This window comes from Thauera sp. ZXT1-4 (assembly GCF_052598215.2).
In genome coordinates this window covers 51239-76731 of record NZ_JBQWSN020000009.1, presented here as the reverse complement: position 1 = coordinate 76731, position 25493 = coordinate 51239, and the positions used below count along the sequence as shown (strand labels likewise).

The 25493-nt window shown below is 64.7% G+C and carries 22 protein-coding genes; 7 read left to right on the top strand and 15 right to left on the bottom strand.

Annotation, left to right across the window (positions count from 1 at the left end):
* The first annotated feature begins 82 nt into the window (after nt 1-82).
* Nucleotides 83-814 carry an IclR family transcriptional regulator gene (locus ACUH78_RS09250; RefSeq protein ID WP_418364371.1) on the top strand — a complete coding sequence of 244 codons (732 nt, stop codon included), beginning with the start codon at nt 83-85 and terminating at the stop codon, nt 812-814.
* 18 nt (nt 815-832) lie between these two features.
* On the opposite strand, the gene pbpG is transcribed toward ACUH78_RS09250, so the two are convergent.
* The 3 genes from pbpG to ACUH78_RS09235 all read right to left on the bottom strand — a co-directional run bounded on the left by pbpG (nt 833) and on the right by ACUH78_RS09235 (nt 5590).
* Nucleotides 833-1912, bottom strand: a complete 1080-nt coding sequence (pbpG, locus tag ACUH78_RS09245; RefSeq protein WP_418364302.1) for a D-alanyl-D-alanine endopeptidase — start codon at nt 1910-1912, stop codon at nt 833-835.
* Nucleotides 1913-2076: 164 nt separating this feature from the next.
* Nucleotides 2077-3216, bottom strand: coding sequence for a patatin-like phospholipase family protein (locus ACUH78_RS09240; RefSeq protein WP_418364372.1), 1140 nt, complete (start codon nt 3214-3216; stop codon nt 2077-2079).
* A 100-nt stretch (nt 3217-3316) separates the two neighbouring features.
* On the bottom strand, nt 3317-5590 hold the full coding sequence (locus ACUH78_RS09235) for an NADP-dependent malic enzyme (protein ID WP_445333296.1): 2274 nt from the start codon (nt 5588-5590) through the stop codon (nt 3317-3319).
* Nucleotides 5591-6031: 441 nt separating this feature from the next.
* On the opposite strand from ACUH78_RS09235, the gene ACUH78_RS09230 reads away from it, so the two are divergent.
* On the top strand, nt 6032-7879 hold the full coding sequence (locus ACUH78_RS09230) for a phosphoenolpyruvate carboxykinase (GTP) (protein ID WP_418364304.1): 1848 nt from the start codon (nt 6032-6034) through the stop codon (nt 7877-7879).
* A 100-nt stretch (nt 7880-7979) separates the two neighbouring features.
* The gene (locus ACUH78_RS09225) at nt 7980-9155 is read left to right on the top strand and encodes a pyridoxal phosphate-dependent aminotransferase (protein ID WP_445333295.1); all 1176 of its coding nucleotides are present in this window, start codon (nt 7980-7982) and stop codon (nt 9153-9155) included.
* A 91-nt stretch (nt 9156-9246) separates the two neighbouring features.
* Here the strand turns inward: ACUH78_RS09225 and ACUH78_RS09220 are convergent, their stop codons facing one another.
* The 10 genes from ACUH78_RS09220 to ACUH78_RS09175 all read right to left on the bottom strand — a co-directional run bounded on the left by ACUH78_RS09220 (nt 9247) and on the right by ACUH78_RS09175 (nt 19058).
* On the bottom strand, nt 9247-10092 hold the full coding sequence (locus ACUH78_RS09220) for a transglycosylase SLT domain-containing protein (protein WP_445333294.1): 846 nt from the start codon (nt 10090-10092) through the stop codon (nt 9247-9249).
* A gap of 456 nt (nt 10093-10548) precedes the next feature.
* On the bottom strand, nt 10549-11112 hold the full coding sequence (gene ampD, locus ACUH78_RS09215) for a 1,6-anhydro-N-acetylmuramyl-L-alanine amidase AmpD (RefSeq protein ID WP_445333293.1): 564 nt from the start codon (nt 11110-11112) through the stop codon (nt 10549-10551).
* A gap of 66 nt (nt 11113-11178) precedes the next feature.
* Nucleotides 11179-12303 carry a deoxyguanosinetriphosphate triphosphohydrolase gene (locus tag ACUH78_RS09210; protein WP_445333292.1) on the bottom strand — a complete coding sequence of 375 codons (1125 nt, stop codon included), beginning with the start codon at nt 12301-12303 and terminating at the stop codon, nt 11179-11181.
* A 36-nt stretch (nt 12304-12339) separates the two neighbouring features.
* Nucleotides 12340-13422, bottom strand: coding sequence for a 3-dehydroquinate synthase (gene aroB / locus ACUH78_RS09205; RefSeq protein WP_445333291.1), 1083 nt, complete (start codon nt 13420-13422; stop codon nt 12340-12342).
* A complete protein-coding gene (locus ACUH78_RS09200) occupies nt 13410-13940 on the bottom strand; it encodes a shikimate kinase (RefSeq protein WP_445333290.1) in 531 nt (176 codons plus the stop codon). Before ACUH78_RS09200 ends, aroB begins: the two co-directional genes overlap by 13 nt.
* Nucleotides 13941-14028: 88 nt before the next feature.
* Nucleotides 14029-16197, bottom strand: coding sequence for a type IV pilus secretin PilQ (locus ACUH78_RS09195; protein ID WP_445333289.1), 2169 nt, complete (start codon nt 16195-16197; stop codon nt 14029-14031).
* Complete coding sequence (locus tag ACUH78_RS09190; RefSeq protein WP_445333288.1) at nt 16194-16715, bottom strand: pilus assembly protein PilP; 522 nt, start codon at nt 16713-16715, stop codon at nt 16194-16196. Before ACUH78_RS09190 ends, ACUH78_RS09195 begins: the two co-directional genes overlap by 4 nt.
* Complete coding sequence (locus ACUH78_RS09185) at nt 16715-17395, bottom strand: type IV pilus inner membrane component PilO (protein WP_445333287.1); 681 nt, start codon at nt 17393-17395, stop codon at nt 16715-16717. Before ACUH78_RS09185 ends, ACUH78_RS09190 begins: the two co-directional genes overlap by 1 nt.
* Nucleotides 17392-17985, bottom strand: coding sequence for a PilN domain-containing protein (locus ACUH78_RS09180; RefSeq protein ID WP_418364314.1), 594 nt, complete (start codon nt 17983-17985; stop codon nt 17392-17394). The genes ACUH78_RS09185 and ACUH78_RS09180 overlap by 4 nt, the downstream gene beginning before the upstream one ends.
* Entirely contained in the window at nt 17982-19058 is a 1077-nt protein-coding gene (locus ACUH78_RS09175; RefSeq protein ID WP_445333286.1) for a pilus assembly protein PilM, read from the bottom strand. Before ACUH78_RS09175 ends, ACUH78_RS09180 begins: the two co-directional genes overlap by 4 nt.
* A 189-nt stretch (nt 19059-19247) precedes the next feature.
* Between ACUH78_RS09175 and ACUH78_RS09170 the strand changes: the two genes are divergently transcribed.
* Nucleotides 19248-21665, top strand: a complete 2418-nt coding sequence (locus ACUH78_RS09170) for a penicillin-binding protein 1A (RefSeq protein ID WP_418364316.1) — start codon at nt 19248-19250, stop codon at nt 21663-21665.
* Nucleotides 21666-21677: 12 nt separating this feature from the next.
* On the opposite strand, the gene cyaY is transcribed toward ACUH78_RS09170, so the two are convergent.
* Entirely contained in the window at nt 21678-22004 is a 327-nt protein-coding gene (cyaY, locus tag ACUH78_RS09165) for an iron donor protein CyaY (protein WP_418364317.1), read from the bottom strand.
* A 45-nt stretch (nt 22005-22049) separates the two neighbouring features.
* Between cyaY and lptM the strand changes: the two genes are divergently transcribed.
* Nucleotides 22050-22223: an LPS translocon maturation chaperone LptM gene (lptM, locus tag ACUH78_RS09160; RefSeq protein ID WP_418364318.1), complete on the top strand. Its 174-nt coding sequence runs from the start codon at nt 22050-22052 to the stop codon at nt 22221-22223.
* The gene (lysA, locus tag ACUH78_RS09155) at nt 22220-23494 is read left to right on the top strand and encodes a diaminopimelate decarboxylase (protein ID WP_445333285.1); all 1275 of its coding nucleotides are present in this window, start codon (nt 22220-22222) and stop codon (nt 23492-23494) included. Before lptM ends, lysA begins: the two co-directional genes overlap by 4 nt.
* Before the next feature lie 37 nt (nt 23495-23531).
* Here lysA and ACUH78_RS09150 read toward each other — a convergent pair whose 3' ends face one another.
* Nucleotides 23532-23894 (bottom strand): hypothetical protein, encoded by a 363-nt coding sequence (locus tag ACUH78_RS09150; RefSeq protein WP_418364320.1) that lies wholly within the window; start codon nt 23892-23894, stop codon nt 23532-23534.
* A gap of 150 nt (nt 23895-24044) precedes the next feature.
* On the opposite strand from ACUH78_RS09150, the gene dacB reads away from it, so the two are divergent.
* Complete coding sequence (dacB, locus tag ACUH78_RS09145) at nt 24045-25493, top strand: D-alanyl-D-alanine carboxypeptidase/D-alanyl-D-alanine endopeptidase (protein ID WP_418364321.1); 1449 nt, start codon at nt 24045-24047, stop codon at nt 25491-25493.

The following is a 25493-nucleotide window of genomic DNA, read 5'->3' as shown; positions in this document are numbered from 1 at the left end:
GTCCGCCTCCAGAACGCCCATCGCCAAGACCGACCCCGCCCCAGGCACCGAAGGCAAGGCCTCGATCCAGGTCATCGAGCGCATGATGAAACTGCTCGACGTACTTGCCGAGCATGCCGATCCCATTCCGCTGAAGCAACTTGCCGCAGAAACCGGACTCCACCCCTCCACCGCCCACCGGATTCTGGGCGCGATGACGCACAGCGGCTTCGTCGAGCGCTCGGACGCGGGCGCCTACCGTCTCGGTATCCGCCTGCTGGAACTGGGGAGCCTGGTCAAGTCGCGCATCTCCTTGCGTGAAACGGCCATGCCCTACATGGTCAAACTGCATGCGGCCACCGGCGAGAGCGTTAACCTCGGGGTGCGCGCGGGAGACGAGATCGTCTATGTAGAACGCAGCTCGAGCGGCCGGGCATCGGTGCGCGTGGTACACATCGTCGGTGCCCGCGCGCCGCTGCACACCACAGCCACCGGCAAGCTCTTCCTCGCCGAGGACGGGCCTGAGCGCATTCGCGACTATGCGCGCCGCACGGGTCTGCCCGCGTCGACCCCGACGTCGATCACCGCCCTCCCCGCGCTGGAAAAGGAACTCGAGCGTGTGCGCAGGCACGACGTCGCATTCGACCTGGACGAGGTGGAAGCCGGGGTGCGCTGCATCGCAGCGGGGATTCGCGATGACGCAGGAGAGCTGATCGCGGGCCTGTCACTATCGACGCCATCCGAGCGCTTCAACCCCGACTGGGCGCCACTGGTACGTGAAACGGCGAACGAGATCTCGCACGCGCTCGGCTACGTCGCGCCGCGCGCAGCTTGAGCGGGCCGCGCCTGCCGCTTACAGCCCCACTTTTTGCGGTGCAGCGGCGAGGCGCTGCACGGAATGCTCCTCGAGCCACCGGCGCACACGCTTTGCGTCGGCGGTGCGCGTGTAGCGTCCGGTCGAGTCCATCAGCACCATCACCACAGGTTGCTGGTGCAGCCAGGTCTGCATAACGAGGCAACGCCCCGCCTCGGAGATGTAGCCCGTCTTCGACACGCTGATCGCCCATTCAGGGCTCTTCACCAGACTGTTGGTGTTGCCGAACCGCAGCATGCGCCCGCCCACTGCGACATGGCGCTCGTGCGAGGTCGAGAACGCACGGATGAGTGGATACGAAGCCGAAGCAGCGACGAGCCTGGCGAGGTCGCGCGGACTGGAAACGTTGGCCGGATCCAGCCCGGTGCTGTCGTGGAAGCGAGTGTCCCACAGACCGAGCAGACGGGCCTTGACGTTCATGGCCTGCACGAAGGCCTTCTCCCCGCCGGGATAATTGCGTGCGAGCGCGGAGGCTGCGCGATTCTCGGAAGACATCAGCGCCAGATGCAGCATGTCCTCGCGTGTCAGTCGCGTCCCGATGCCAAGGCGCGACCCCGTGCCCTTCAGCCGGTCGATGTCGCCCTCGGTGATGGCGAGCGCCTCGGAGAGGGACTGGCCTGCGTCGAGCACGACCATCGCGGTCATGAGCTTGGTGATGGAGGCGATCGGCAGCACGGCCATCGCGTTCTGTTCGAGAAGCACCTCGCCGGTGTTCTGGTTCACCACATAAAAGGCGCTGGAGCCGAGTACCGGACGGCCGCTGGCATCGAGCACGAGCGGCGTGTCGGGCTCGACCGCGCCCGCCGCCGCGGGGAGTGCCGCAGCAGCAGCCTTCTTGGCAGGGGACTTCTTCGCCACCACCTTCTTGCTGCCTGCCTTCTTCCCCGACGCCTTCTTCGTCACCGCAGGCTTCTTGGCCGCGGCCTTTCTGGCCGCCGGCTTGGCGCTTGCTGCCGCCGGCTTTGCAGATGTGCGCGATGCCGAGGAGGCGGCAATGGCCACGCCGGACTGCAGTGCGAACAGTGCGGCAAGCACGGCAACGAGGGCTTTTGCTTTCATGGTTTGGAAGCGTGCTTGAGAGGGAGATTGCTTGAACCTGCGTTTTGTTTCAAAAATAAGCAGATACAGAAATGATTTCAAGTCATTTCTAGACACAGGCCGGAATTTCCTCTTGAAATGTGACTTTCGCCGCGGCCCTGCCCGCCCTTGCACGCACCATTGCCTCACTCGATGCGCAGAAAGCGGCGTATCGCGCCCGACTGCGCAAGCGCGTCATGGTAGCCGAGTTCGATCAACGCACGTGTGAATCCCGGCTCGAAAAGGAGGTAGGACAGCAGCGTGGAGCCTTCGCGGCGCAGCGTACCCAGGCCGCGCAGCACCACGCGCAGCAGGGGCGGAAGGCTGCGCGCATGACGCGCTGCGATGGTGTCGAGCCGCTGCGAGGGCTGGATGACGAGGGCTTCGATCGGTCGCAGCCCGATCCCGGCCACCTCGCGCTGCGCAGGGTCCAGGCGGCTCACCGTGTCGTTGATCCGCGCCAGCCGCTCCAGATCCACCTCCAGCGTGTCGAGAAAGATGCTCGACAAGGCGTGACCGGCAATCTGCGCCGGCGACGGGTACTGATCGCTACGCACCCGACCTTCCTCCGCAGTGCGGCCAGCGCCGATCACCAGGATGCGGTCAGCCCCGAGATGAACCGCGGGGCTGACCGGCGCGAGCTGACGCATGGAGCCGTCACCGAAATACTCACGATGGATCTTCACTGCGGGAAAGACGAACGGAAGGGCCGCGCTCGCGAGGAGGTGATCCACCTCCAGGCTGCCTCGCACGCCCAGGCGCTTCGCCCGACGCCAGGGCTGGATATCGCAGGCGCCCTGATAAAAGGCGAGGCTCTCGCCACTGGAGTAGCCAGACGCCGTGACGCTCACCGCATACAGATCACCTGACGCAATCGCACGATCGATTGCCCCGAAGTCGAGCGCGTGCTGCAGCAGGGCGCGCAGCGGTGCATTGTCGAGCAGCGAGCGCGGGGTCTGCCGCAACAGCCAGCCCCCGAACAGCGCCGACCCCCAACGCAAGCCGCTGCCGAGCAGAGCCGGTGGGTCGACACGGTAAACGTCGGCCACATGCAGCCCACGCCAGATCCGGGTGATGTGCCGCACCGCACGGTTGAAGTCGCCGGCGTGGGTGGCGAGCGCCACCGCATTGATCGCACCTGCAGAAGTGCCGCACAGGATCGGGAAGGGGTTGCCAGAACGCTTGCCACGCAACTCACGAATGGCATGCAGCACGCCGACCTGATAGGCCGCGCGCGCCCCGCCTCCCGTCAGCACCAGTGCCGCACGCCCCGTCCCCTCCGCCATCACCGCTCCCATTGCGCTCCACGGAGGGAAGCATCGCGCAGGCGGCCTGCCGGAGGCAAGCGCCAAGGCGCACGCTCCGGCATGAAACGATCTGCGGCCCTCAGCCTGCCTGGCCGGCCTCGACCACGGTCAGGGCCGTCATGTTGATGATGCGGCGCACAGTCGCCGAGGGGGTGAGGATGTGCACCGGCTTGGCAGCACCGAGCAGGATCGGGCCCACGGTCATGCCACTGCCGGCAGCGTTCTTCAGCAGGTTGAAGGCGATGTTGGCTGCATCCAGGGTCGGGAAGATCAGCAGGTTTGCGTCCTCCCGCATCTTTGCGTTGGGGAAGATCTGCAGGCGGTGGTTCGCGTCCAGCGCGGAGTCTCCGTGCATCTCACCCTCGACCTGCAGCTCCGGATGCCGCTCGTGCAGCATGCGCATCGCCGCACGCATCTTTTCGGCAGTGGGCGAATCGGCCGAACCGAAGGACGAGTGCGACAGCAGCGCCACCCGCGGCTCGACACCGAAGCGCTGCATCTCTTCTGCGGCAAGCAGCGTCATCTCGACCACCTGCTCTGGCGTGGGGTCGTAATTGACGTAGGTGTCAGCGAGGAACAAGGTGCGGCCGGGCAGGCTGAGCAGGTTCACCGTGTACAGGTTATCCACCCCTTCGCGACGACCGAGCACGGTCTCGACGAACTCGCGGTGCAGGCGATGCATGCCATAGGTGCCGCAGATGAGGCCGTCGCCGTAGCCGAACTTGAGCAGCAGCGTACCGATCAGCGTGGTGCGGCGGCGAACCTCCTTCTTGGCGTATTCGACCGACACGCCACGGCGCTCCATCAACGCGTGGTAGTGCTGCCACAGTTCGTTGAAGCGCGGATCGGAATCCGGATTCACCAGCTCATAGTCGCGCTCCACGGCCATGCGCAGGCCAAAGCGCTCGATGTTGTGCTTCACCACGTCCGGGCGACCGATGAGGATCGGGCGCGCCAGGCCCTCGTCCACCACCTGCTGCACGGCGCGCAGCACCTTCTCGGACTCGCCCTCGGAGAAGATGATGCGCTTCGGATTCTTGTGCGCGGCGGCGAACACCGGCTTCATGATCAGGCCGGAGTGCCACACGAAATTGTTGAGCTGGCTGCGATAGGCGTTCCAGTCGCTGATCGGCCGGGTGGCCACGCCCGAGCTCATACCTGCCTCGGCGACCGCGGGCGCGATCTTTACGATCAGGCGCGGATCGAAGGGGCGCGGGATGATGTATTCGGGGCCGAAACCGCCGACCTTCTCGCCATATGCGGCGGCAACGATGTCGCTCTGCTCCACGCGCGCCAGCTCGGCGATCGCCTTCACCGCGGCGAGTTGCATCTCGTCGGTGATGGTGGTCGCGCCGACATCGAGCGCACCGCGGAAGATGAAGGGGAAGCACAGCACGTTGTTGACCTGGTTCGGGTAGTCCGAACGCCCCGTGGCGATGATCGCGTCGCTGCGCACCGCCTTGACCTCGTCGGGGAGGATCTCCGGAGTCGGGTTGGCGAGCGCAAGGATGAGCGGGTTGGCCGCCATCTTCGCCACCATATCGCCCTTGAGCACACCACCCGCCGACAGCCCGAGGAACACGTCCGCGCCTTCGATGACCTCGGCGAGCTTCCTTGCATCCGTGTGCTTGGCGTAGCGCGCCTTGATCGGGTCCATCAGCACGGTGCGCCCCTCATAGACCACGCCCTCGATGTCGGTGACCCAGATGTTCTCCACCGGCACGCCGAGCTTGACCAGCAGGCCCAGGCAGGCGAGCGCCGCGGCGCCAGCGCCGGAGGTCACCAGCTTGACCTTCTTGAGGTCCTTGCCCTGCAGGTGCAGGCCGTTCAGCACCGCGGCGCCCACCACGATCGCCGTACCGTGCTGATCGTCGTGGAAGACCGGGATCTTCATGCGCTCGCGCAGCTTGGCCTCGATGTAGAAACACTCGGGCGCCTTGATGTCCTCGAGGTTGATGCCGCCGAAGGTGGGTTCAAGCGCGGCGATCATGTCGATCAGCTTGTCGGCGTCGGGCTCGTCGATCTCGAGGTCGAAGACGTCGATGCCGGCGAACTTCTTGAACAGCACACCCTTGCCTTCCATCACCGGCTTGGCGGCGAGCGGGCCAATGTTGCCCAGGCCAAGCACGGCGGTACCATTGGTGACCACACCGATCAGGTTGGAGCGCGCGGTGAGCTCGGCCGCCTGCGCCGGGTCTTCGACGATCGCGTCGCAGGCCGCAGCCACGCCGGGCGAATAGGCCAGCGACAGGTCGCGCTGGTTGGACAGCACCTTGGTAGGCGTCACCGAGATCTTGCCCGGACGCGGATAGCGGTGATAGTCGAGGGCGGCGTTGCGGATCAGCTCATCCATTGTCTTTGTCCTGTCTCTTCAACACGTCGATCGGAATGCAGGCAAGCGGGGCTTCAGCCTTTTCGGCACGCTCCACCTCGGCCTCGCGCGAGCCTACGAAGCATAGCGCGAAACCGTTTATACCGCATTACGAAATTAATAACTACATCGTGGAAAATCACACCCCCCGCTCTGTCGACGCCAAGGGCCGCCGCCCGCCTGCCGAGCGGCGGCCGCTTCGCTCGACTGCAACAATCCTCTCGACCACGTTCAAAAGCCCCCCTGTGCCGTGGCATAATTACGGGCTTTCACCGATTGCGATTTGTCGCGGGACGTCGCAAGCGGAGGTCGGGGCGCCCCTGGCGGGGAGCCCGAGCAGCCCGCCGGCCAGGCAGCAGCCTGCGTTTCAGATGGCCGACCGACGGGAATGGTTTCGCATCACAGCACGGGAGAGCTGTTTACATGTCTCAGAACCACGCCCAGGCGGCAATCGCCGCTGCCCCTGAATACGTCCGCCACGAAGGCCTGAAGCAGTGGGTCGGCGAAATCGCCGCGCTCACCGAACCCGACCGCGTGGTCTGGTGCGACGGCTCGCAGGAAGAATACGACCGCCTGTGCGCCGAGATGGTCGAATCCGGCATGCTCATCAAGCTGAATCCGGAGAAACGCAAGAACTCCTTCCTCGCCTGGTCCGACCCTTCGGACGTCGCCCGTGTCGAAGACCGCACCTTCATCTGCTCGCAGAAGAAGGAAGATGCCGGCCCGACCAACAACTGGGAAGACCCGGCGGTGATGCGCGACACGCTGAACGGCCTGTTCAAGGGCTCGATGCATGGCCGCACCATGTACGTGATCCCGTTCTCCATGGGTCCGCTCGGTAGCCCGATCGCCCACATCGGCGTCGAGATCTCCGACAGCCCCTACGTCGTCACCAACATGCGCATCATGACCCGCATGGGCAAGGGCGCGATCGAGGTGCTCGGCACCGAAGGCGAGTTCGTGCCCTGCGTGCACACCGTCGGCGCCCCGCTCGCCCAGGGCGAGAAGGACAGCCGCTGGCCGTGCAACCCCACGACCAAGTACATCGTGCACTACCCCGAAACCCGCGAGATCTGGTCCTACGGCTCGGGCTACGGCGGCAACGCCCTGCTCGGCAAGAAGTGCTTCGCGCTGCGCATCGCCTCCACCATGGCGCGTGACGAAGGCTGGCTGGCCGAGCACATGCTGATCCTCGGCGTCGAGTCCCCCGAGGGCGAGAAGTCCTACGTCGCCGCCGCCTTCCCGTCGGCCTGCGGCAAGACCAATTTCGCCATGCTGATCCCGCCGAAGTCCTTCGACGGCTGGAAGATCACCACCGTCGGTGACGACATCGCCTGGATCAAGCCCGGCCCCGACGGCAAGTTCCGCGCCATCAACCCCGAGTTCGGCTACTTCGGCGTCGCCCCCGGCACCTCCGAGAAGACCAACTTCAACGCGATGGCCACGCTGAAGGAAAACATCATCTTCACCAACGTCGCACTGACCGACGATGGCGACGTGTGGTGGGAGGGCATGACCAAGGAGGCACCGGCTCACCTGGTCGACTGGCAGGGCAAGGACTGGACGCCCGAGATCGCCAAGGAAACCGGCCGCAAGGCCGCGCACCCGAACGCGCGCTTCACCGCACCGGCCAGCCAGTGCCCTTCGGTCGACCCCGCCTGGGAAGACCCTGCCGGCGTGCCGATCTCGGCCTTCATCTTCGGCGGCCGCCGCGCCACCACGGTTCCGCTGGTGTACCAGGCGTTCAACTGGAATTTCGGCGTCTACATGGCTTCGACGCTCGGCTCCGAAACCACCGCCGCCGCCTTCGGCGCACAGGGCGTGGTGCGCCGCGACCCGTTCGCGATGCTGCCCTTCTGCGGCTACCACATGGGCGACTACTTCAACCACTGGCTGCGGATGGGCCACGTGGTCGAGGACACCCCCAAGATCTTCTGCGTGAACTGGTTCCGCATGAATGAGAAGGGCGAGTTCATGTGGCCGGGCTTCGGCGACAACATGCGCGTGCTCAAGTGGATCGTCGACCGCTGCAAGGGCAAGATCGCCGCCAAGGAGACCGCGCTCGGCTGGATGCCGCGCTTCGAGGATCTGGACTGGAGCGGCGCCGACGTCAGCCGCGAAGAATTCGAGGCCTTGACCCAGGTGGACGCCGAAGCCTGGCGCGCCGAGCTGAACTCCCACAAGGAGTGGTTCGACAAGCTGCAGGACCGCCTGCCGCGCCAACTGGTACTCAAGCGCGAGCTGTTCGAACTGGCGCTCAACGCCGACTGAGGACCGCCGCGGCCCCCGCCGCGACCTTCCCGGACCAGGAAAAAGCGCCTCCGGCGCTTTTTCCTTTTCAGCCTCCCTAACCCTTCCGAGGACCCTCCCCATGTACTGCTCCCACCGCCTCCAGGACATCCAGCCCTTCCACGTCATGGAGCTGCTGCGCCGAGCACGGGAACTTGAGGCGCAGGGTCGGGACATCATCCACATGGAGGTTGGGGAACCGGACTTCCCGACCCCGCAGCCCATCATCGAGGCGGCACAGACATTCCTGGCCGGCGGCGACGTGCATTACACGCCCGGTCTCGGTCTACCCGCATTACGCGAAGCCATCGCGAGCTTTTATCACACGCGCTTCGGCGCCGATGTGCCGCCGGAGCGCATCGTCATCACCGCCGGCGCCTCGGGTGCGCTGATGCTGGCACTCGCCGCAACGACCGACCCGGGGGACGAGTGGCTGCTGCCCGACCCCGGCTATCCATCCAACCGCCACCTGGTGCGCGCCTTCGAAGGCGTAGCCCGGGCACTGCCTGTCGACGCCGCCACGCGTTACCAGCCCACGCCGATGCAGGTCGATGACGCCTGGCAGGCGCGCACACGCGGCCTCATGATCGCCACGCCTTCCAATCCGACCGGCACCCTGCTCGAATCAAGCGAAGTCGCAGCCCTGCACCAGCGCACGCGGGCGCACGGCGGCGTATTCCTGGTGGACGAAATCTACCAGGGGCTGAGCTACGGTGTCGCGGCCTGCGCGGCCCTCGCCGACCCCGTGCTTAATCGGGCCGACGACGTCTTCGTCGTGAACAGCTTCTCGAAGTACTTCGGCATGACGGGCTGGCGCCTGGGCTGGCTGGTGGTACCGCAGGGCTATGCGCGTGAGATCGAGAAGTTGGCGCAGCACTTTTTCATTTCGCCTTCCACACCCGCACAGTACGCGGCACTTGCCGCGTTTGCACCCGCCACGCTGGACATCCTGGAGGAGCGCCGTAACACCTTCGCCGAGCGGCGCGATGCACTGCTGCCTGCGCTACGCGAACTCGGCTTTGGCATCACCGCCGAGCCACAGGGTGCGTTCTACATCTACGCCGATCTCTTGCGCATTTCGGACGACGCCGAAGCCTTTGCCCGTCGCCTCATCGAAGAGGCTGGCGTCGCTGCAACACCGGGGCTGGATTTCGGCCACCATCTGGCGCGCCATCACCTTCGCATCGCCTACACCACTCGACGCGAGCGTCTGCTCGACGCGGTCGAACGTATGCAGCGCCTGCTGCGTACCGCCTGAATCTGCTGTGCCTGAACTCGGGCCTCGTCAACGCAGCGCGGCACACGAGGCTTCCGCCCGCGTGTGCCGCCAGATCAAGCAGGCACCGTGCTCAGCCGGCCTGGCCGACCAGCATGGGCGCTGCTTCGCGCCCCGCCACCAGCATCAAGCGCTTCTTGAGCGCCAGAACCTTGCGCGTGTAACGCGCGTTCGGATCCTTGAGCGAGCCGTTGTAATACTGCAGTGCGCGCTGCATGGTCCCGTAGCGTTGCAGGCCCTCGTGCAGAACGAGCGCGCCGACCCGGACGTTGGTCTGGGGATCGAAGAGCGCATTACGCCCTGCGTCCGGACCGATCTTGTCCTTGTGATAGCGCGGAATCACCTGCATCAGCCCCTGCGCCCCCATGTGGCTGACGGCGCGGGAATTGAAGCTAGACTCGACGCCCATGATGGCAACGATCAACAGGGGGTCGAAACCAAGCTCCTGTGCCGAGGTCTCGGCCGCAGCCAGCGCCGGCTCGAGCGCAGTTTCGGAAACACGATAGGTATCGGCAATCCAGTCCCGCACGCGTGCCATTTCTGCAGAGAGCGCGCCCTCGTCTTCCGCGAAGGGGTCTTCGGCCACGCCTGCGAGCTCATCGAGCGCGGATTTCAGACCGGCACCAGCGGACTTCTCTGCAAAACCCGCGCGCAGACTCATCGTGTCCGATTCCGGGCGGCCGATGCGAAGCGCGAAGCGCTCGAAATCGCTCGCCACCATCGCCAGTTCGGCAGAGGTAGGACCGGCTTCGGCCTGCCCCACGAGGTCATCGAACCCGATGCCCGAGACGTTGGCCATGTTGCCGCCGAGATGGGACACGCCCATGATGCCCGCGGTGAGCACCGCACCCTGCGCAATACTGCGCACAACACCGCCCGCCTGACGCGCGAGCGCCTTGAATCGAGTTGCGTGTTTCATGGTGTCCTCCGTGCTGTGGCCGGAGTCCTTGCCGCGGCTACGCCCGGGTACGGGCCTCGCCGGCGCCGCCGCGTGGGGCAACGCCTGCGCCCTGCGGCGAGTGGGCCGCAAGACGGACAAGTGAACTCGGTCGCCAGTGGGTATCAAGCCCGCCGCCGCAACCAGACGACGGACCCCGCGGTGCGAGCGTCCATGAAACTGCAGCCATCCCCCCAATGGGAACAGCCCCGCACCGAGCAAAACAGATGTTGCATCGCAACAGCCGGCGGATTCTATTCGTCGCCATCCATTTTGTCAAAAGTTGACCGCCAGAGTGGCCGCCAGACCCGGGCACTCGATCTACCGGAGCCGCCCCGAAACGGTCTCTGGAACCCGTAACCCGACGCACTTCACAGCCGTTTCTCCATTCTTCGACCTGAAAGGAGGCCGGAATCGCCGCCTCGGCAACCGCTGCGCTCAAGCCTCGCTGGCGATCCGCCCCCGCCCGAGCTCTGCGCTCAAGCGCATCCAGTCGAAGCATGGTCCGGGATCGGTCTTGCGTCCGGGCGCGATGTCGGAGTGCCCGACCACCGCCTCGATCGGGAAGCGCCCTTGCAAGGCGCGGACCAGGTCGGCCAGGCGCGCGTACTGCACGGGTTCGAACGGAAGACTGTCGCACCCCTCGAGCTCGATACCGATCGAGAAGTCGTTGCAGCGCGCACGCCCATTCCAGCTTGAGACGCCAGCGTGCCACGCGCGCTGCGCGGGCTCGACGAACTGGAGGACCTCGCCGTCCCGCCGCACGAGATAATGTGCGGACACGCGCAGGTGATGGATCTCCGCGTAGTAGGGATGCTCCGCGGGATCGAGCGTGTTGGTGAATAGCTGCTCCACCCCGGGCCCGCCAAAGGAGTCCGGCGGCAGGCTGATCGCATGAACGACGATCAGGCTGACTGGCAGGCCGGGAGGTCGTTCATCCTGATTGGGCGATGCGCACACCCGCACCCTGAGGGCATCGGGCGCAGAGGGCAAGGGCGCCACGCACGCAAGAAGATCCCGTATCACGGTATGGTCAGCCCTCAGGCAAGCCCATTGCGCCGCCCGCGCTCAATGAATCTCACCCACGGCAAAGAGCCGTCGATGCTCCTTCATCGCGTAGCGGTCAGTCATGCCGGCAATGTAGTCAGCGATGGCACGCGGCTTGTCCTCGCGCGCCATCGCCTGGTACTGCGGCGGCAGGATCTGCGGGTCTTCCATGAAGGCGGCAAACAGGTCGCCGACGATCCGGCGTGCCTTGTTGGTCATGCGCAGCACCTGGTAGTGGCGGTACAGCTTGTCGCGCAGGAAGCACTTCAATTCCCGCAGCGGCGACTGCAGCGCTGCGGAATAGGCCACCAGGCGCGGGGCGTTGCGGACATCCTCGAGCGTTCTGACGCCAGCCGCCTCGATGTTCGCGCGGGTCTGGTCGATAAGATCGATCACCATCAGGTGGATCATGCGTCGCACCGTTTCGTGGATCAGCTTGCGCCCGGACAGTCCTGGCCAGCGCGCCTCCACTTCGCGACGCTGGGTCGAGAACAGCGGCACCGCTTCGAGTTGCTCGAGCGTGATCAAGCCCGAACGCAGGCCATCGTCTACGTCGTGATTGTTGTATGCAATCTCGTCGGCGAGGTTCGCGAGCTGGGCCTCGAGCGAAGGCTGGGTGCCCTCGAGGAAACGCTGCCCGACGGCGCCCAGGCGCTCGGCGTGAATGCGCGAGCAGTGCTTCAGGATGCCCTCGCGCGTTTCGAACATCAGATTCAATCCATCGAAACCGGCATAACGGTCCTCGAGCACATCCACGGTGCGCAAGGACTGCAGGTTGTGCTCGAAACCGCCGTAATCCTTCATGCACGCATTGAGCGCCTCCTGCCCGGCATGGCCGAAGGGTGTATGGCCAAGGTCGTGCGCGAGTGCGATCGCCTCGGCCAGATCCTCGTTCAGACCGAGCTGGCGGGCGATTCCGCGCGTAATCTGCGCGACCTCGATGCTGTGGGTGAGGCGCGTGCGGAACAGGTCGCCCTCATGATTCACAAACACCTGGGTCTTGTACTCCAGGCGGCGGAAGGCGGTCGAATGCACGATCCGGTCGCGGTCGCGCTGAAACTGGCCGCGCGCGACCGGGGCTGCCTCATCATGCGTGCGCCCCAGGGAGTTTGCTTCGGTGACGGCGTAGCTTGCGAGTTGCAGCATCAGATTGTCCTCATTGCAGGCTTGCCGAAGCGGCTTTCAGCGGCAGCGCGCCTCAATCGCAGCGGCGATCTCACCCTGCGTTGCATCGCCGTGAATCACCGCGCGTCCAAGCGCGCGCAGCAGGACCAGGCGCAGGCGGCCCGCCTCGACCTTCTTGTCATGCGACATGAACTCGAGATAACGCTCCACGCCGAGCCTCGGCCCCCAGACAGGCAGGCGGGCGCGCTCGAACAGCGCCTCGACCCGGGCCACGTCCTCCTTCCCGATCCAGCCGAGCGCGCGCGACAGCTCTGCAGCCATCATCGTCCCCGCTGCGACCGCCTCACCGTGCAGCCATTGACCGTAGCCCATGCCGGTTTCGATCGCATGCCCGAAAGTATGACCGAGATTGAGCAGCGCGCGCTCGCCCTGCTCCGTCTCATCGGCAGCCACCACCTCGGCCTTGTTGCGGCAGGAGCGCTCGATGGCAAACGCAAGTGCCGCGGTGTCGCGCGCCAACAGGCGATCGAGGTGGGTCTCGATCCAGGCAAGGAACTCCGGATCGCGGATCAGCCCGTACTTGATCACCTCCGCCAACCCCGCGGAAAGCTCACGATCCGGCAGCGTATCCAGGGTATCGATGTCGGCGAGCACCAGCCTGGGCTGGTAGAAGGCGCCGATCATGTTCTTGCCGAGCGGGTGGTTGATTGCGGTTTTGCCGCCGACCGAGGAGTCCACCTGGGCCAGCAGCGTGGTCGGGATCTGGATGAAGGGCATGCCGCGCTGGTAGCATGCGGCAGCGAAGCCCCCCATGTCGCCCACCACACCGCCACCGAGCGCGATCAACGTGGTCGAACGTTCGCAGCGCTCGGCAAGCAACATGTCGAAGATCCGATTGAGCGTCTGCCAATCCTTATGCGCCTCGCCATCGGGCAGCACCACCGTCGACACCGCCACCCCTGCATTTTCTAGCGCACTGCGCAGACGCTCGAGATACAGCGGCCCGACCACGTCGTTGGTGACGATGGCAACACGCTGCGTTTTCAGGCAAGGCAGGATCCGCCCTGCCTGCTCCAGCAGGCCACGCCCGATGTGGATGGCGTAAGCACGGTCGCCGAGTGCGACATTCAGGGAGTGCATGGTCTGACCTCGTGTTTGCGCAGCGCCTCCTCGATGGCGCGCACCATGGCGCCCGGGTTGGTACGCCCGCCGTCGACGATGATGTGCGCGACCTCGCGGTACAGCGGGTCGCGCTGGCGATGGAGTTCCTCGATGCGCTGACGCGGATTCTCGACCTGAAGCAAGGGACGGTTGCGGTCGTGCCGGGTGCGCTCGAAAAGGATCTGCGGCGCCACATTGAGATAGATCACCACGCCGCGCTCGCGCATCAGCGCACGGTTCTCCGCTGCAATCACGACACCGCCGCCGGTTGCGATGACGATGTCGGACGCGTGGGTCAGTTCATCGATCATCTGCGTTTCGCGACGGCGAAAGCCGGCCTCACCCTCGATTTCGAAGATGGTCGGAATGCTCACGCCCGTGCGCGCGACAATCTCATGGTCGCAGTCGGCGAAGCGTATCTTTCGCCGCCGCGCCAACTCCTTGCCGACCGTGGTCTTGCCGGCACCCATCATGCCGATCAGTATCAGACAGCTCACGCGTGACTCGCCGGAAATCCAGATGAAAAAGGGGCGGGCACCCTTTCGGGATGCCCGCCCCGCCGATTCTAACAGGAGCACACCTGACTCAGCGCAATGTTAGCGAACCCGAAACAAGCCTCGGCGTGATGAAGACCAACAACTCTTTTCTGTCGGCGACAACCGATTTCGTGCGGAACAATGCGCCCAGCACGGGTACGTCGCCCAGCACGGGGACTCGATCAACGCCTTCCGTCGACACTTCCTCATAGACGCCGCCCAGCAACACGGTTCCACCGTTTTCGACAGTGATGGTCGTGACGGCTTCCTTGGTCTCGATCAGCGGAACCCCATCCACCGTGAAGCTGAAATCAGGTCTGTCCTTGTTGATCCGGACCGTGAGCTGGACTCGACCGTCCGGCGTGATGGAAGGAACAACATCAAGCTTGAGAAGCGCGTCGACGTAATTCACGTCGCATTCACGATCTGCCCCCGTTCCTGAGCAGTCACGAATAGGCACCTTGGCCCCCTGCTTGATGGTCGCGTTGCCTTGGTTGGCAGTCAGGACTCGCGGGCTGGAAACGACCCTTCCTCGCCCATCGGACTCAAGCGCCTGCAACTCAAGATTCAGGAAGCGGGTGAGCCCGCTGTTGAACAGGGTCATGCTGAGTGCGCCATAAGGCGTCTTGTCTATACCGTTACCCGACGTGGCCGATTCACCGACGCGTTGAATCATGGTTGTAACCAAGGAATCGCTGGAGGTATCGATCTTTCCATCCTTGATGGCAGCGAACTCGGACAACCCAAAGCCGACCTTCGCGCCATTACCGAGCGAGGCCGTACCGCGACTGCCAAAGCCGAGGCGGACCCCGAGATCGCGCGCGAAGGTCTTGTTCGCCTCAACGATTCGTGCCTCGATCAGAACCTGTTGTGGTGCTCGGTCAATCTCCTGGACAAGCCGCCGCGCGGCTTCAAGCCGTGAAGAGATGTCGGTGACGAAAACCATATTGCTTCGTTCATCGAAGGAAACCTTACCCCTCTTGGAGAGGAAGCCCTTCGTGCTGTCAGTGTTGCTTTCGAGCAAGGCAGCGACATCTTTGGACTTGTGATAATTGACCTGGATGTTCTCCGTCTGAAGCGGCTCAAGATCAGCCCTGAGTGCGGAAGCCTCAAGTTCCGCCTTGTCCCGCTCGCGCAGTTCCACATCCGGAGCAACCCAGATCACGTTTCCGGACTTCCGATAACCGAGCTGCTTGGCGTTGAGGATGATGTCCAGCGCCTGATCCCAGGGCACATCCTTCAAGCGCAGGGTGACATTGCCCTGCACGGAGTCCGACGTGATGATGTTGAAGTCGGTGAAATCAGCAATGACCTGCAGTACGGAGCGAACGTCCACATCCTGGAAATTCAGTGACAGCTTCTCGCCCTGGAATTCGTTCCGCCCCCGCCCAAGCTTGGTTGGGTCCTCGACCACACGCTTGACTTCAAGCACGAACCGATTCTCGCTCTGATAGGCGTTGTGCTGCCACAAGCCGTTTGGCGAAACGGTCAGTCGCACGCGGTCGCCGACCTGCTGGGCAGTCATCGCACTTACTGGAGTCGCGAAATCAGTGACGTCCGAGCGACGACGAAGATGCTCAGGCAACGACGTCTTCAGGAAATCCACGACCAGATTCGCACCCTGACGACGAATGTCGACGCCCGCGTCGGAAGCGGACAGATCGACGATGACGCGCCCCTCTCCTTCCGTGCCTCGCCGGAAGTTGATGTCGCGCACTGCGAGGCCGCTCGTCAGGGCGCTGCCGGGGCCTGCGAAATTACCCTGAGACTCGCTGACCACCGTGCTGCGAACCGCCTGCGCAGCTGCAGGGGAGATCGCGATGATCAGGTCACGACCCTGAATCCTCGCTTCGTAGGGATTCATCTTCACGAGGTTCAGCACCACCCGGGTCCGGTCCCCGACCTGAACAATGTTCGCGCTGCGCAGGTCACCCTGCTCGATACTTTGTGTACTACGTCCGAGCGCATTCCCCGTTCCGGAGAAATCGAAAGCGATTCGTGCAGGATTGGCAACCGAGAAGCTCGGCGGCGGCGCGGAGAGCGGCTCACGCAGCGTCATGCGCACGTACACCGTGCCACCCTGCTCGGCCACCTCGAATCCTTCGATCTGGTTGGCGAGCACCTGGGCCTGCCCGACTTCCTGCGCAAGGACGCCAGGCGCCGGAGCGATTCCGGCAAAAGCGGCTGCCAGCAGCAGCGTTCCGATTCGATGTTTCATTTTCCGGCCTCCTGCCGCTCCTGCAGTGTCAGCGTGCTTGTGCGCTCCACCCAGTCTCCGTAAGCGTCTTCCACGAGTTCGCGCAAGCTCAACTCGTGCTCGGTAATCTTCGTCACCACGCCGAAATTCTGTCCCATGTAGTTTCCGACCTTCACCTGGTGAAGCGCATTGTTCACGCTGATCAAGGCGTGGATGGTGACACCCTGCATGAGCACGCCGACCATATGCAACGACTCCAGCGGATAGGATTCGAGGGGCTCCCGACGGCGATCCATGTCGGGACCGAGCGCACCGGACGAAGCCGTCCGGTCCGGCTCCATGCGTGCCGCCCGGAAAGGATCATCGCCCTGCGCACCCGCATAAGCCACCACCGGAAACGGCTTCAGTTCGGGCGTGGGCTTCACCTGTCCGCGCAGGTTCTTCGCCTGGCCAGCCATCCAGGCCTGAAGATCATCCTGATTGCCCCCCGCGCAGCCGGCAAGCAAGGCGCAAGCGCCGAGAATGAGGAAGGCCTTCATTACTTGTTCCCCTTCTTCGCTGCCTGCGCCGCCTGGCGCTGCCGGGCGAGTTCTTCTTCGTCCAGGTAACGATAGGTCGTCGCCTTGGCATCCATCTTCAGGATGCCGTCCTTGTCCGCCGTGAGCCCGACGTCGTTGAGGGTCACGACACGCGGCATGCTCGCCACGTCCGACACGAACTCGCCGAGGTCATGGTAGCCACCCGAGAGGCGCACTTCGATCGGCATCTCGGCGTAGAACTCCTTCACCACGTCCGCGCCTGGCTTGAACAGCTCGAACTGCAGGCCGCGCCCCAAGCCGGCCTGGTTGATATCCGACAGCAGGGAGTCCATTTCGGCCCGGTTAGGCAACTGCTTCAGCAGCGCACCGAACTGGCGGTCGATCTCCTCCAACTGGCGACGATATTCTTCAAGATTGACTGCCTGACGCTTCTTTGCCACCCAGCTATCGCGGAGCTGGGTCTCTTCCGCACGACGGGCCTCCAGTGTCAACGCCTGGTCCTGCCAGTCGAACCACCAGAAAGCCGCCACGGTCAGCACCAGCACCGCCAGGTAAACAGCCACCTGCGGCGCAGCCGGCCAGAGGCCGGGATCATTCGGATCCAGCCCGCGAAAATCCTGCGCCAGACGCTGAAGGTCGATGCCCCGGCCTTTGTTTGCCGTCGTTCGGGTTGCGCTCATCTGGCAGCTCCCTTGGCTACAACCGCCCCGGCGGCCGTTTCTTCGGCCTGCGGCTGACGGATGCCGATGCCTAGCGTGAATTCGCTTACACGACGGGAATCGACCGTGCTTGCCTTGGCTTCGATCAGGATCGGCAGTTCAAGGAAGGGCGAAGCCTCCACGTTGCGCATCAAATGCGACACGCGCGCGTTCGATTGGGCGTAGCCCTGAAGCGTCACCCGCTTTCCGCTCTGCTTGATCGATTTCAGATAGACGCCCTCAGGCATGCGCTGCGCGAGCTCGTTGAAAAGATGAACCGTCTCGGCGCGCACGCTCTGCAGGGATTCGATGACCTGCTTGCGTGCGAGCAAGGCATCGATCTGCTCGCCAAGCCGGCGTATTTCAGCAATCTCACGATCCAGCTTTGCGATCTCGGTCTTGAGTTGGGTGTTGCGCGCCTCCTGAGCTTCGATCTGGCCGACATATACTGCGCGCACGCCGAAGCCAATCAGGGCGCCCAGGAGGATCGACAGCACGAACAAAACGAGGAACTGCTGTTTCCGCAAGCGGCGCTTCTCGGCGCGATGCGGAAGAAGGTTGATGCGGATCATGCGTCGAACCTCCTCAGCGCCAGGCCGCAGGCGACCATCAGGGACGGCGCATCGGCAAGCAGGGCCTTCGGCCGCAGCTTGCTCCCGAGCGTCATGCTGGCAAACGGATTGGCGATGATCGTGTCAACCTGGGTGCGCGCGCCGACGATTTCACCGAGGCCGGGCATCACCGCACAGCCTCCGGCAAGCACCACATGGTCGACCTGGTTATAGGGCGTCGATGTGAAGAAGAACTGCAGTGCCCGAGACACCTCAAGCGCAAGGCTGTCCATGAACGGCCGCATGAGATCGCGTGCGTAGTTGTCCGGCAGCGACCCGGTGCGCTTGGCGGCTTCGGCCTCCTCGAAGCTCATCCCGTACTGACGAGAGATGTCCTGCGTGAGTTGGTTTCCGCCGAACGCCTGCTCCCGCGAGTAGATCGACTGCCCGTTGCGGAACATGGTTACGGTCAGAACCGTCGCGCCGACGTCGACCAGCGCGATCACCTGGTCACGCCCCCGCTGCGGAAGCTGGGCCGAAACGAGCTCCAGTGCGGATTCGGTGGCGAGCGACTCGACATCGACGATCACCGCCTTGAGCCCGGCAGCCTGTGCCACGGCGACTCGGTCCTCGACCTTGTCCTTGCGCGAGGCGGCGATCAGCACCTCGACATCACCAGGGCTGCTCGCCGCGGGGCCGATCTCCTGAAAATCCAGGTTAACCTCGTCCAGCGCGAAGGGAATGTACTGATTTGCTTCGCCCTCGACTGCGAACTCCATCTCGGTTTCGCGCATACCCGCCGGAAGGATGACTTTCTTCGTGATGACCGACGAGGAGGGCAGCGCCACCGCAACGTTCTTCACGCCACCGCCAAATCGCCGGAGAGCGCGCTTGATGGCTTCCGTTACAGGTTCGAGGCTGGCGATGTTGCCATCCACCACCGCATCGCGCGGCAGAGGCTCGATGGCATATCGCTCGACTTTGTAAGCGCCCTTGTCTCCCCCGGAAAGCTCGACGAGCTTGACGGATGAAGAAGAGATGTCGAGTCCGGCGAGTTGACGCGTCGCCGACTTCAAAAAGGGGAGGTCAATCACAAAGAAAGTCCTTACATTTCTTTATGTTACGCGCTATTGCTCAGTCATGCTCTCGCATGCTAACGCCAAGTCCCCCGCGCTGTAAAGGGAACTTGTTCACGCTTAACGCCTGCTAACAAGGCGGCCCGATGGCGCCGCGCCCGCATCCCGTATAATGCCCACCCGTTCGAAACCACTTCTGGACTGCCCATGCGCTGGGTCCTGTATCCGATCGCAGCGCTGATTGCGCTTGTCATCCTCGGCCTCGCCACCCTTGCCGCGATGGCCACGCTCGCCTGGCCGAACCTGCCGGCACTTGACTCGCTTACGGACTATCGTCCTCGCATTCCGCTGCGAGTATATACGGCGGATGGCCACCTCATCGGCGAGTTCGGTGAAGAACGGCGTGACGTAGTGCGCATCGCCGAGGTTCCTTCCCACCTCAAGCACGCGATTCTGGCAGCAGAGGATGAACGCTTCTACGAGCACAGCGGCATAGACCCGGTAGGATTGGCGCGCGCAGCGCTCGCGAACCTCTCCAGCGGTGGACGGGGACAGGGTGCCTCCACGATCACGATGCAGGTCGCACGCAACTTCTTCCTCACGCGCGAGAAGACATACAGCCGCAAGCTCTACGAGATCCTGCTTTCCCTGAAGATCGAGCAGAACCTCACGAAGGACCAGATTCTGGAGCTGTACATCAACCAGATCTTCCTCGGCCAGCGCTCCTATGGCTTCGCTCAGGCGGCACGCGCCTACTACGGCAAGACGCTCGATGAGCTGACCCTGCCCGAAGCTGCGATGCTTGCTGGCCTGCCCAAGGCCCCCTCTGCGTTCAACCCGATCGTCAATCCTGCTCGCGCGGCAGTTCGCCAGCAGTACGTGCTGCGCCGCATGCTCGAGGCCGGCTTCATCGGCGCAGCCCAATACCAGGAGGCGCTCGCCTTCGCCACACCTGCACAGAGCCGGCACGACACGGCGCGAGCGCGCAAGCACCAGGACATCACGCTCCACGCCGACCATGTCGCCGAGATGGCGCGCCAGATCGCCCTCGAGCAGTTCGGCGATCAGGCCTACGAATTGGGTATCCGCATCGTCACCACGATCACCCGCAAGGACCAGGAGGCCGCCTACGCTGCCCTGCGCAAGGGGGTGCTCACTTACGACCGCCGTCACGGCTATCGGGGCCCGGAGGCCTTTGTGGAGTTGCCCAGCGGCGACATCGCACCCGAGTTGCTCGATGAAGCCCTGGAGAATCATGGCGACCACGATGACCTCCTCGCCGCGATCGTCCTGAGAGCCTCTTCGAAGGAAGTCGTCGCCTATCGCCGCGGCGAGTCGCTGCGCATCGCTGGCAAGGGGCTCGGGCTTGCGGCGCCGATGCTGGCCGAGAAGGCGCCGCAGAGCCGCAGGATCCGCCCCGGAGCGATCGTGCGCCTGCGCAGCACCGGCAAGGACGCCTGGGAGATCGCCCAACTCCCCGAGGTCCAGGCAGGATTCGTCGCCATCGACCCGCACAACGGCTCCGTACGCGCCCTGGTTGGCAGCTTCGATTTCGAACGCAACAAGTTCAACCATGTCACGCAGGCGGTGCGCCAGCCGGGGTCGAGCTTCAAGCCCTTCATCTTCTCTGCCGCGCTCGAGCGCAGTTTCGGACCAGGCAATGTCCTTGAAGACGGCCCCCTCTACTATCCTGCGGGGGTCACGGGCTCGAAGGCATGGGAGCCCAAGAACTACGACGGCCGCTATGCCGGCCCGATGACGCTGCGCGAGGCACTGGCACGCTCGAAAAACATGGTCTCGATCCGCCTGCTCGAGGAGATCTCCCCCGCGTACGCGCAGGAATTCCTCGGCCGCTTCGGCTTCGACCGCAGCCAGAACCCCGCCTATCTGACCATGGCGCTGGGCGCAGGCGCTGCAACGCCTTGGCAGATGGCCGCCGGCTATGCGGTGTTCGCCAATGGCGGCTACCGCATTGAGCCCTACGTGGTGAAGGAGATCTATGACGGCAGCGGTCGCCTGATCGCACGAACGGACCCGCCCGTGGCCGGCCAGAGCGCAGCGCGCGTGATCGACGCGCGCAATGCCTGGCTGATGGATTCGATGATGCGCGACGTAGTACAGCGCGGAACGGCAACAAGAGCGAAGGTGCTCAAGCGCCAGGATCTCGCAGGCAAGACGGGGACCACCAACGACTATGTCGATGCATGGTTCTGTGGCTACCACCCGGATCTGGTCGCCGTGAGCTGGGTCGGGTTCGGCCAGCCGCGCAACCTGGGCCGAGGCGAAACCGGCGGCGCAGCGGCACTACCGATCTGGGTCGACTACATGCGCACGGCGCTCGAAGGCGTGCCGGACGTTTCGCCCCCGCCCCCACCCGGACTGAAGCTCGTCGAGAACGGCCTGGGCTCCGGCGAGGACTATCACTATGCCGAGTACGCCCCACCGACGCCGTCGATCGCCCCGGACTGGCTGCAGGAGATGTTCGCCGGCGACGGACTGCCCGCCATGGAAGCGGAAACCGAGGCCATCCCGCCGGCGCCGGTCACCCGTTCGCAACTTCCGGGCTTTCCGGCACAGGCCCCAGCCCCGGTCGAAGACCGCCTGCCGACGCCGATCAGGCGTTGAGCGGCTTCCCCTTCAGGCCGGCGGGGTCAACACCACAGGCTCGCCAGCCTGCGCTCCGATCAAGCCGGCGAGCATCTTCCACAGCTCCCCGCCATCGCGGGTATTGATCCACTGTCCGTCGAGCAGACGAAAGTGGAAGCCACCCGATCTGGCCGCCACCCAGATCTCACGCGCCGCGGTGTGGCGGTTGATGATCATCTTCGTGCCGTTCTCGAATTCCAGCTCCAGGATGCCTCCGGGCTTCGGCTCGATGTCCAGATCCACACCGCAGTCCTCGAGCGCGGACTCGATGCGTGCCAGTTCGGCCTCGGCCAGTGCGTTGAACGCGGATTCTTCCATGCTGATTCCTTCTGTTAGGATTCCGGTTTTACCTGAAGAATGGCGATGCGAGCCAGAATTCCCTTCATCGCGCTGTGCTGCGCGCTGCTGTCGGCCTGTGGCATCAAGGGCCCGCTCTATCTGCCCGAGCCTGGCACCTCCCCCGCCTCGAGTGCGGGCGCCGATCATAACAAACCCCTCGTCCCGCCGGACCTCACCTCCGACTCCCTGCTCCAATGAACACCTCTGCTACGCCCGCCTGGCCTCTCCCCACGCTCACGCTGCGCGAAGGCGCATTGTGGTTGGAGGAGACTTCACTGGAAGACATCGCCCAGCGCTTTGGCACACCGACCTATGTCTATTCGCGTGCAGCACTGGAATCCGCCTTCGCTGCCTGGAAACAGGCGCTCGCCGGACGCCGCGCGCTGGTGTGCTACGCCGTCAAGGCCAACTCGAACCTCGGCATCCTTTCAGTCTTCGCCCGTCTTGGCGCTGGCTTCGACATCGTTTCCGGCGGCGAACTCGCCCGTGTCCTCGCTGCGGGGGGCCGCGCGGACAAGGTCGTGTTCTCGGGCGTGGGCAAGACCCGCGCGGAGATGCGACAGGCGCTGGAGGCAGGGATCCGCTGCTTCAACATCGAGTCGGCAGCCGAACTGGAGCGCCTGAATGCGCTGGCAGGCGAACTCGGCAAGCAGGCGCCGATCGCGCTGCGAGTCAATCCGGACGTCGATCCGAAGACCCACCCTTACATCTCCACCGGCCTGAAGGGCAACAAGTTCGGCGTCGCCTTTGCCGACGCACTTGCGCTCTACCGGCAGGCCTCCCGGCTGCCCCACCTGCGGATCAGCGGAGTAGCCTGCCATATCGGCTCCCAGCTGCTCGACCCCGCCCCCATGGCCGAGGCGGCGGAGAAGTTGCGCGACCTGGTCGAGCAACTCGCAGCCGAGGGAATCGCGCTCGAGCACATCGACCTGGGTGGGGGGCTGGGCATCCGCTACCGTGACGAAACACCCCCTTCGGCGACCGATTACCTGGCGCCGCTGCTCGAGGTGTTCGCCGGTCGTAACGAGGAGCTCTGCTTCGAGCCCGGTCGTTCGCTGGTCGGCAACGCGGGGCTGCTGCTGACCCGGATCGAATACCTCAAGCCCGGCGAAACAAAGAACTTCGCCATCGTCGACGCTGCCATGAACGACCTTGCACGCCCGGCGCTGTACGATGCATGGCACGAAGTGGTCGAAGTCCGTCCGTGCGCGGCATCTGCTGCGCAGTACGACGTGGTCGGCCCGATCTGCGAGAGCGGCGACTTCCTCGCCCGCGGACGGATGCTCGACGTGGCCGAAGGCGATCTGCTCGCGATCCTCTCCGCAGGTGCCTATGGCATGACCATGAGCTCCAACTACAACACCCGCCCCCGCGCCGCCGAGATCCTGGTGGAGGGGAGCCGCGCGCTCGTCGTGCGCGAGCGCGAAACCGTCGCCGAACTCTTCTCCGGCGAGCGCGTGGCCAACTGAATCGGCATCGCCCCCGGGTTCCGACGACCGCAAAGCGTCAGGCCTGCAGTCCTTCCTTGGGCACGGGGCGCCGGATCCCTGCGTCGTACTCCTCGTTCAAGGCTCGCCCGAAAGCCTTCCATGCCGGGCCACCGTGCGTGTGAAGCCCCATTTCCGCACTCTGGCGCATGTTCTCAAGCATCAGCTCCGAAAGCGCGAACAGCTCGCCAGTGAGCTTTTCCTGCCGCACCGGACTGCGCAGCAACTTCATCATGCAGTCCGACGAGCAACTCAGCGCCTGCCGCGCCAGGTCGCGCATGCGGGCCTGATCCTGCCAATCGACGCCAATCGCAATACCACGCTTGACGATCTCACGCTCAAGCTCATCTGCCGTACGAGTGTAATGTCCGAATCCGCTCATCGTTCCTGCCGGCCCCAGACCTGGCACACCTTTCCTGCACCAAGCGCCGAGGCCGGGACGCCCCCATTTAAAATGCAGACAATCTCACTGTCCGCCGCAAGGCCTTCATTCTAGCCGTTCTCCCCGCGCCATCCGATCAGGATACGTTTCATGGCCATCAGGTATTTCTTAAGACTGCTGCCCCTCGCTGGCGTGCTTTTTCTCGGCCCGCCCGCGCAAGGTGCGACCGTCAGCGCCCCGCTCCCGCCCGGCGTGCGCCTGGCACTCGACGCAGCCCACATCCCCGTGGAGGCGGTTTCGGTGTGGGTCCAGCCCGTGGATGCCGACCGCCCCACGCTCGCCATCCGGGCAGACCAGCCCATGAATCCGGCCTCGGTCATGAAGCTGGTGACCAGCTTCGCCGCACTCGAGCAGTTGGGCCCTGCACACACCTGGCGTACGCGCCTCGCGGTAACGGGCCCCATTCGGGGCGGGTTGCTCGAGGGCGACCTCCACCTGCTTGGCGGAGCCGACCCGATGCTCGGCTACGACCGCCTGTGGAAGATGCTGCGCCGCGTGCGCAACCTGGGTATCGAAGGTGTGGCGGGCGACATCGTGCTCGACGCGTCCGTGCTGCGCCTGCCCCCGCACGACCCGGACGCCTTTGACGGACGCGGGCTGCGGCCCTACAACAGTGGCCCCCACGGCCTGCTGATGCACTACAACACCGTGCTGCTGGGCCTCTACCCGGGCAAGGCGGCGAGCGAGCCGGTCACCCTCGCTGCGGAACCACCGCTTGCCGGCGTCACCATCGACAACCGGATCAGGACGTCCGACGCGCCCTGCGGCACCTGGTACAAGGATCTTCAGGCGCAGATCGAGCCGGGCCAACGCCTGGTGCTCAGCGGCACCCTCCCGCGCGCCTGCGGCCCCCGCACCTGGAGCGCCGCACCACTGCCCCCCGCCGAATTCGGCACGGCACTGGTCAGTGCGCTGTGGAGCGAGGCAGGCGGCCGGCTGGGAGGACAGGTGCGTGAGGGAACGACGCCGACCGGCGCCACGGAACTCATCCGCGACGACTCTCCTGCGCTGGCCGACGTGATCCGGGAAATGAATAAATGGTCGAGCAACGTGATTGCGCGCCAGCTGCTCGCCACACTCGGCGCGAGCCGTCCCGAGCTCCCCCAGTCCGCCACCGACATGGTCACCGCCGGGGCACAGTCCGCGCAGGAAGCGCTTGCAGCCGCGGGCATCGGTACCGAGGGCCTGGTGATCGAGAATGGGTCGGGTCTTTCACGCATCGAGCGCATCCGCGCCGACAGCCTGGGGCAGTTGCTGATCGCGGCATGGCAACGTCCCTGGATGCCGGAATACATCTCGGCGCTGCCCGTCGCCGGCCTGGACGGCACGGCACGTCGCCGGCTGTCTGGCAGCCCGGTGTCCGGACAGGCGCACATCAAGACCGGGACCCTCAACGGCGTGCGCGCAATGGGCGGCTACCTGCTCGACCGCCATGGGCGTCGTCATGCGCTGGTGATGATGATCAATCACCCGGAAGCCGCCCAGAGCGCTGCGGCGCAGGATGCATTGCTCGAATGGATCTGGGCAGGCGGCGGATAA

Excerpts from the sequence above, each read along its gene's own strand:
- ACUH78_RS09250 (WP_418364371.1), top strand. The coding sequence starts at position 83 with ATGATGAAACTGCTCGACGTACTTGCCGAGCATGCCGATCCCATTCCG.
- pbpG (WP_418364302.1), bottom strand. The coding sequence starts at position 1,912 with ATGAAAGCAAAAGCCCTCGTTGCCGTGCTTGCCGCACTGTTCGCACTG.
- ACUH78_RS09240 (WP_418364372.1), bottom strand. The coding sequence starts at position 3,216 with ATGGCGGAGGGGACGGGGCGTGCGGCACTGGTGCTGACGGGAGGCGGG.
- ACUH78_RS09235 (WP_445333296.1), bottom strand. The coding sequence starts at position 5,590 with ATGGATGAGCTGATCCGCAACGCCGCCCTCGACTATCACCGCTATCCG.
- ACUH78_RS09230 (WP_418364304.1), top strand. The coding sequence starts at position 6,032 with ATGTCTCAGAACCACGCCCAGGCGGCAATCGCCGCTGCCCCTGAATAC.
- ACUH78_RS09225 (WP_445333295.1), top strand. The coding sequence starts at position 7,980 with ATGTACTGCTCCCACCGCCTCCAGGACATCCAGCCCTTCCACGTCATG.
- ACUH78_RS09220 (WP_445333294.1), bottom strand. The coding sequence starts at position 10,092 with ATGAAACACGCAACTCGATTCAAGGCGCTCGCGCGTCAGGCGGGCGGT.
- ACUH78_RS09210 (WP_445333292.1), bottom strand. The coding sequence starts at position 12,303 with ATGCTGCAACTCGCAAGCTACGCCGTCACCGAAGCAAACTCCCTGGGG.
- aroB (WP_445333291.1), bottom strand. The coding sequence starts at position 13,422 with ATGCACTCCCTGAATGTCGCACTCGGCGACCGTGCTTACGCCATCCAC.
- ACUH78_RS09195 (WP_445333289.1), bottom strand. The coding sequence starts at position 16,197 with ATGAAACATCGAATCGGAACGCTGCTGCTGGCAGCCGCTTTTGCCGGA.
- ACUH78_RS09190 (WP_445333288.1), bottom strand. The coding sequence starts at position 16,715 with ATGAAGGCCTTCCTCATTCTCGGCGCTTGCGCCTTGCTTGCCGGCTGC.
- ACUH78_RS09185 (WP_445333287.1), bottom strand. The coding sequence starts at position 17,395 with ATGAGCGCAACCCGAACGACGGCAAACAAAGGCCGGGGCATCGACCTT.
- ACUH78_RS09180 (WP_418364314.1), bottom strand. The coding sequence starts at position 17,985 with ATGATCCGCATCAACCTTCTTCCGCATCGCGCCGAGAAGCGCCGCTTG.
- ACUH78_RS09170 (WP_418364316.1), top strand. The coding sequence starts at position 19,248 with ATGCGCTGGGTCCTGTATCCGATCGCAGCGCTGATTGCGCTTGTCATC.
- cyaY (WP_418364317.1), bottom strand. The coding sequence starts at position 22,004 with ATGGAAGAATCCGCGTTCAACGCACTGGCCGAGGCCGAACTGGCACGC.
- lptM (WP_418364318.1), top strand. The coding sequence starts at position 22,050 with ATGCGAGCCAGAATTCCCTTCATCGCGCTGTGCTGCGCGCTGCTGTCG.
- lysA (WP_445333285.1), top strand. The coding sequence starts at position 22,220 with ATGAACACCTCTGCTACGCCCGCCTGGCCTCTCCCCACGCTCACGCTG.
- ACUH78_RS09150 (WP_418364320.1), bottom strand. The coding sequence starts at position 23,894 with ATGAGCGGATTCGGACATTACACTCGTACGGCAGATGAGCTTGAGCGT.
- dacB (WP_418364321.1), top strand. The coding sequence starts at position 24,045 with ATGGCCATCAGGTATTTCTTAAGACTGCTGCCCCTCGCTGGCGTGCTT.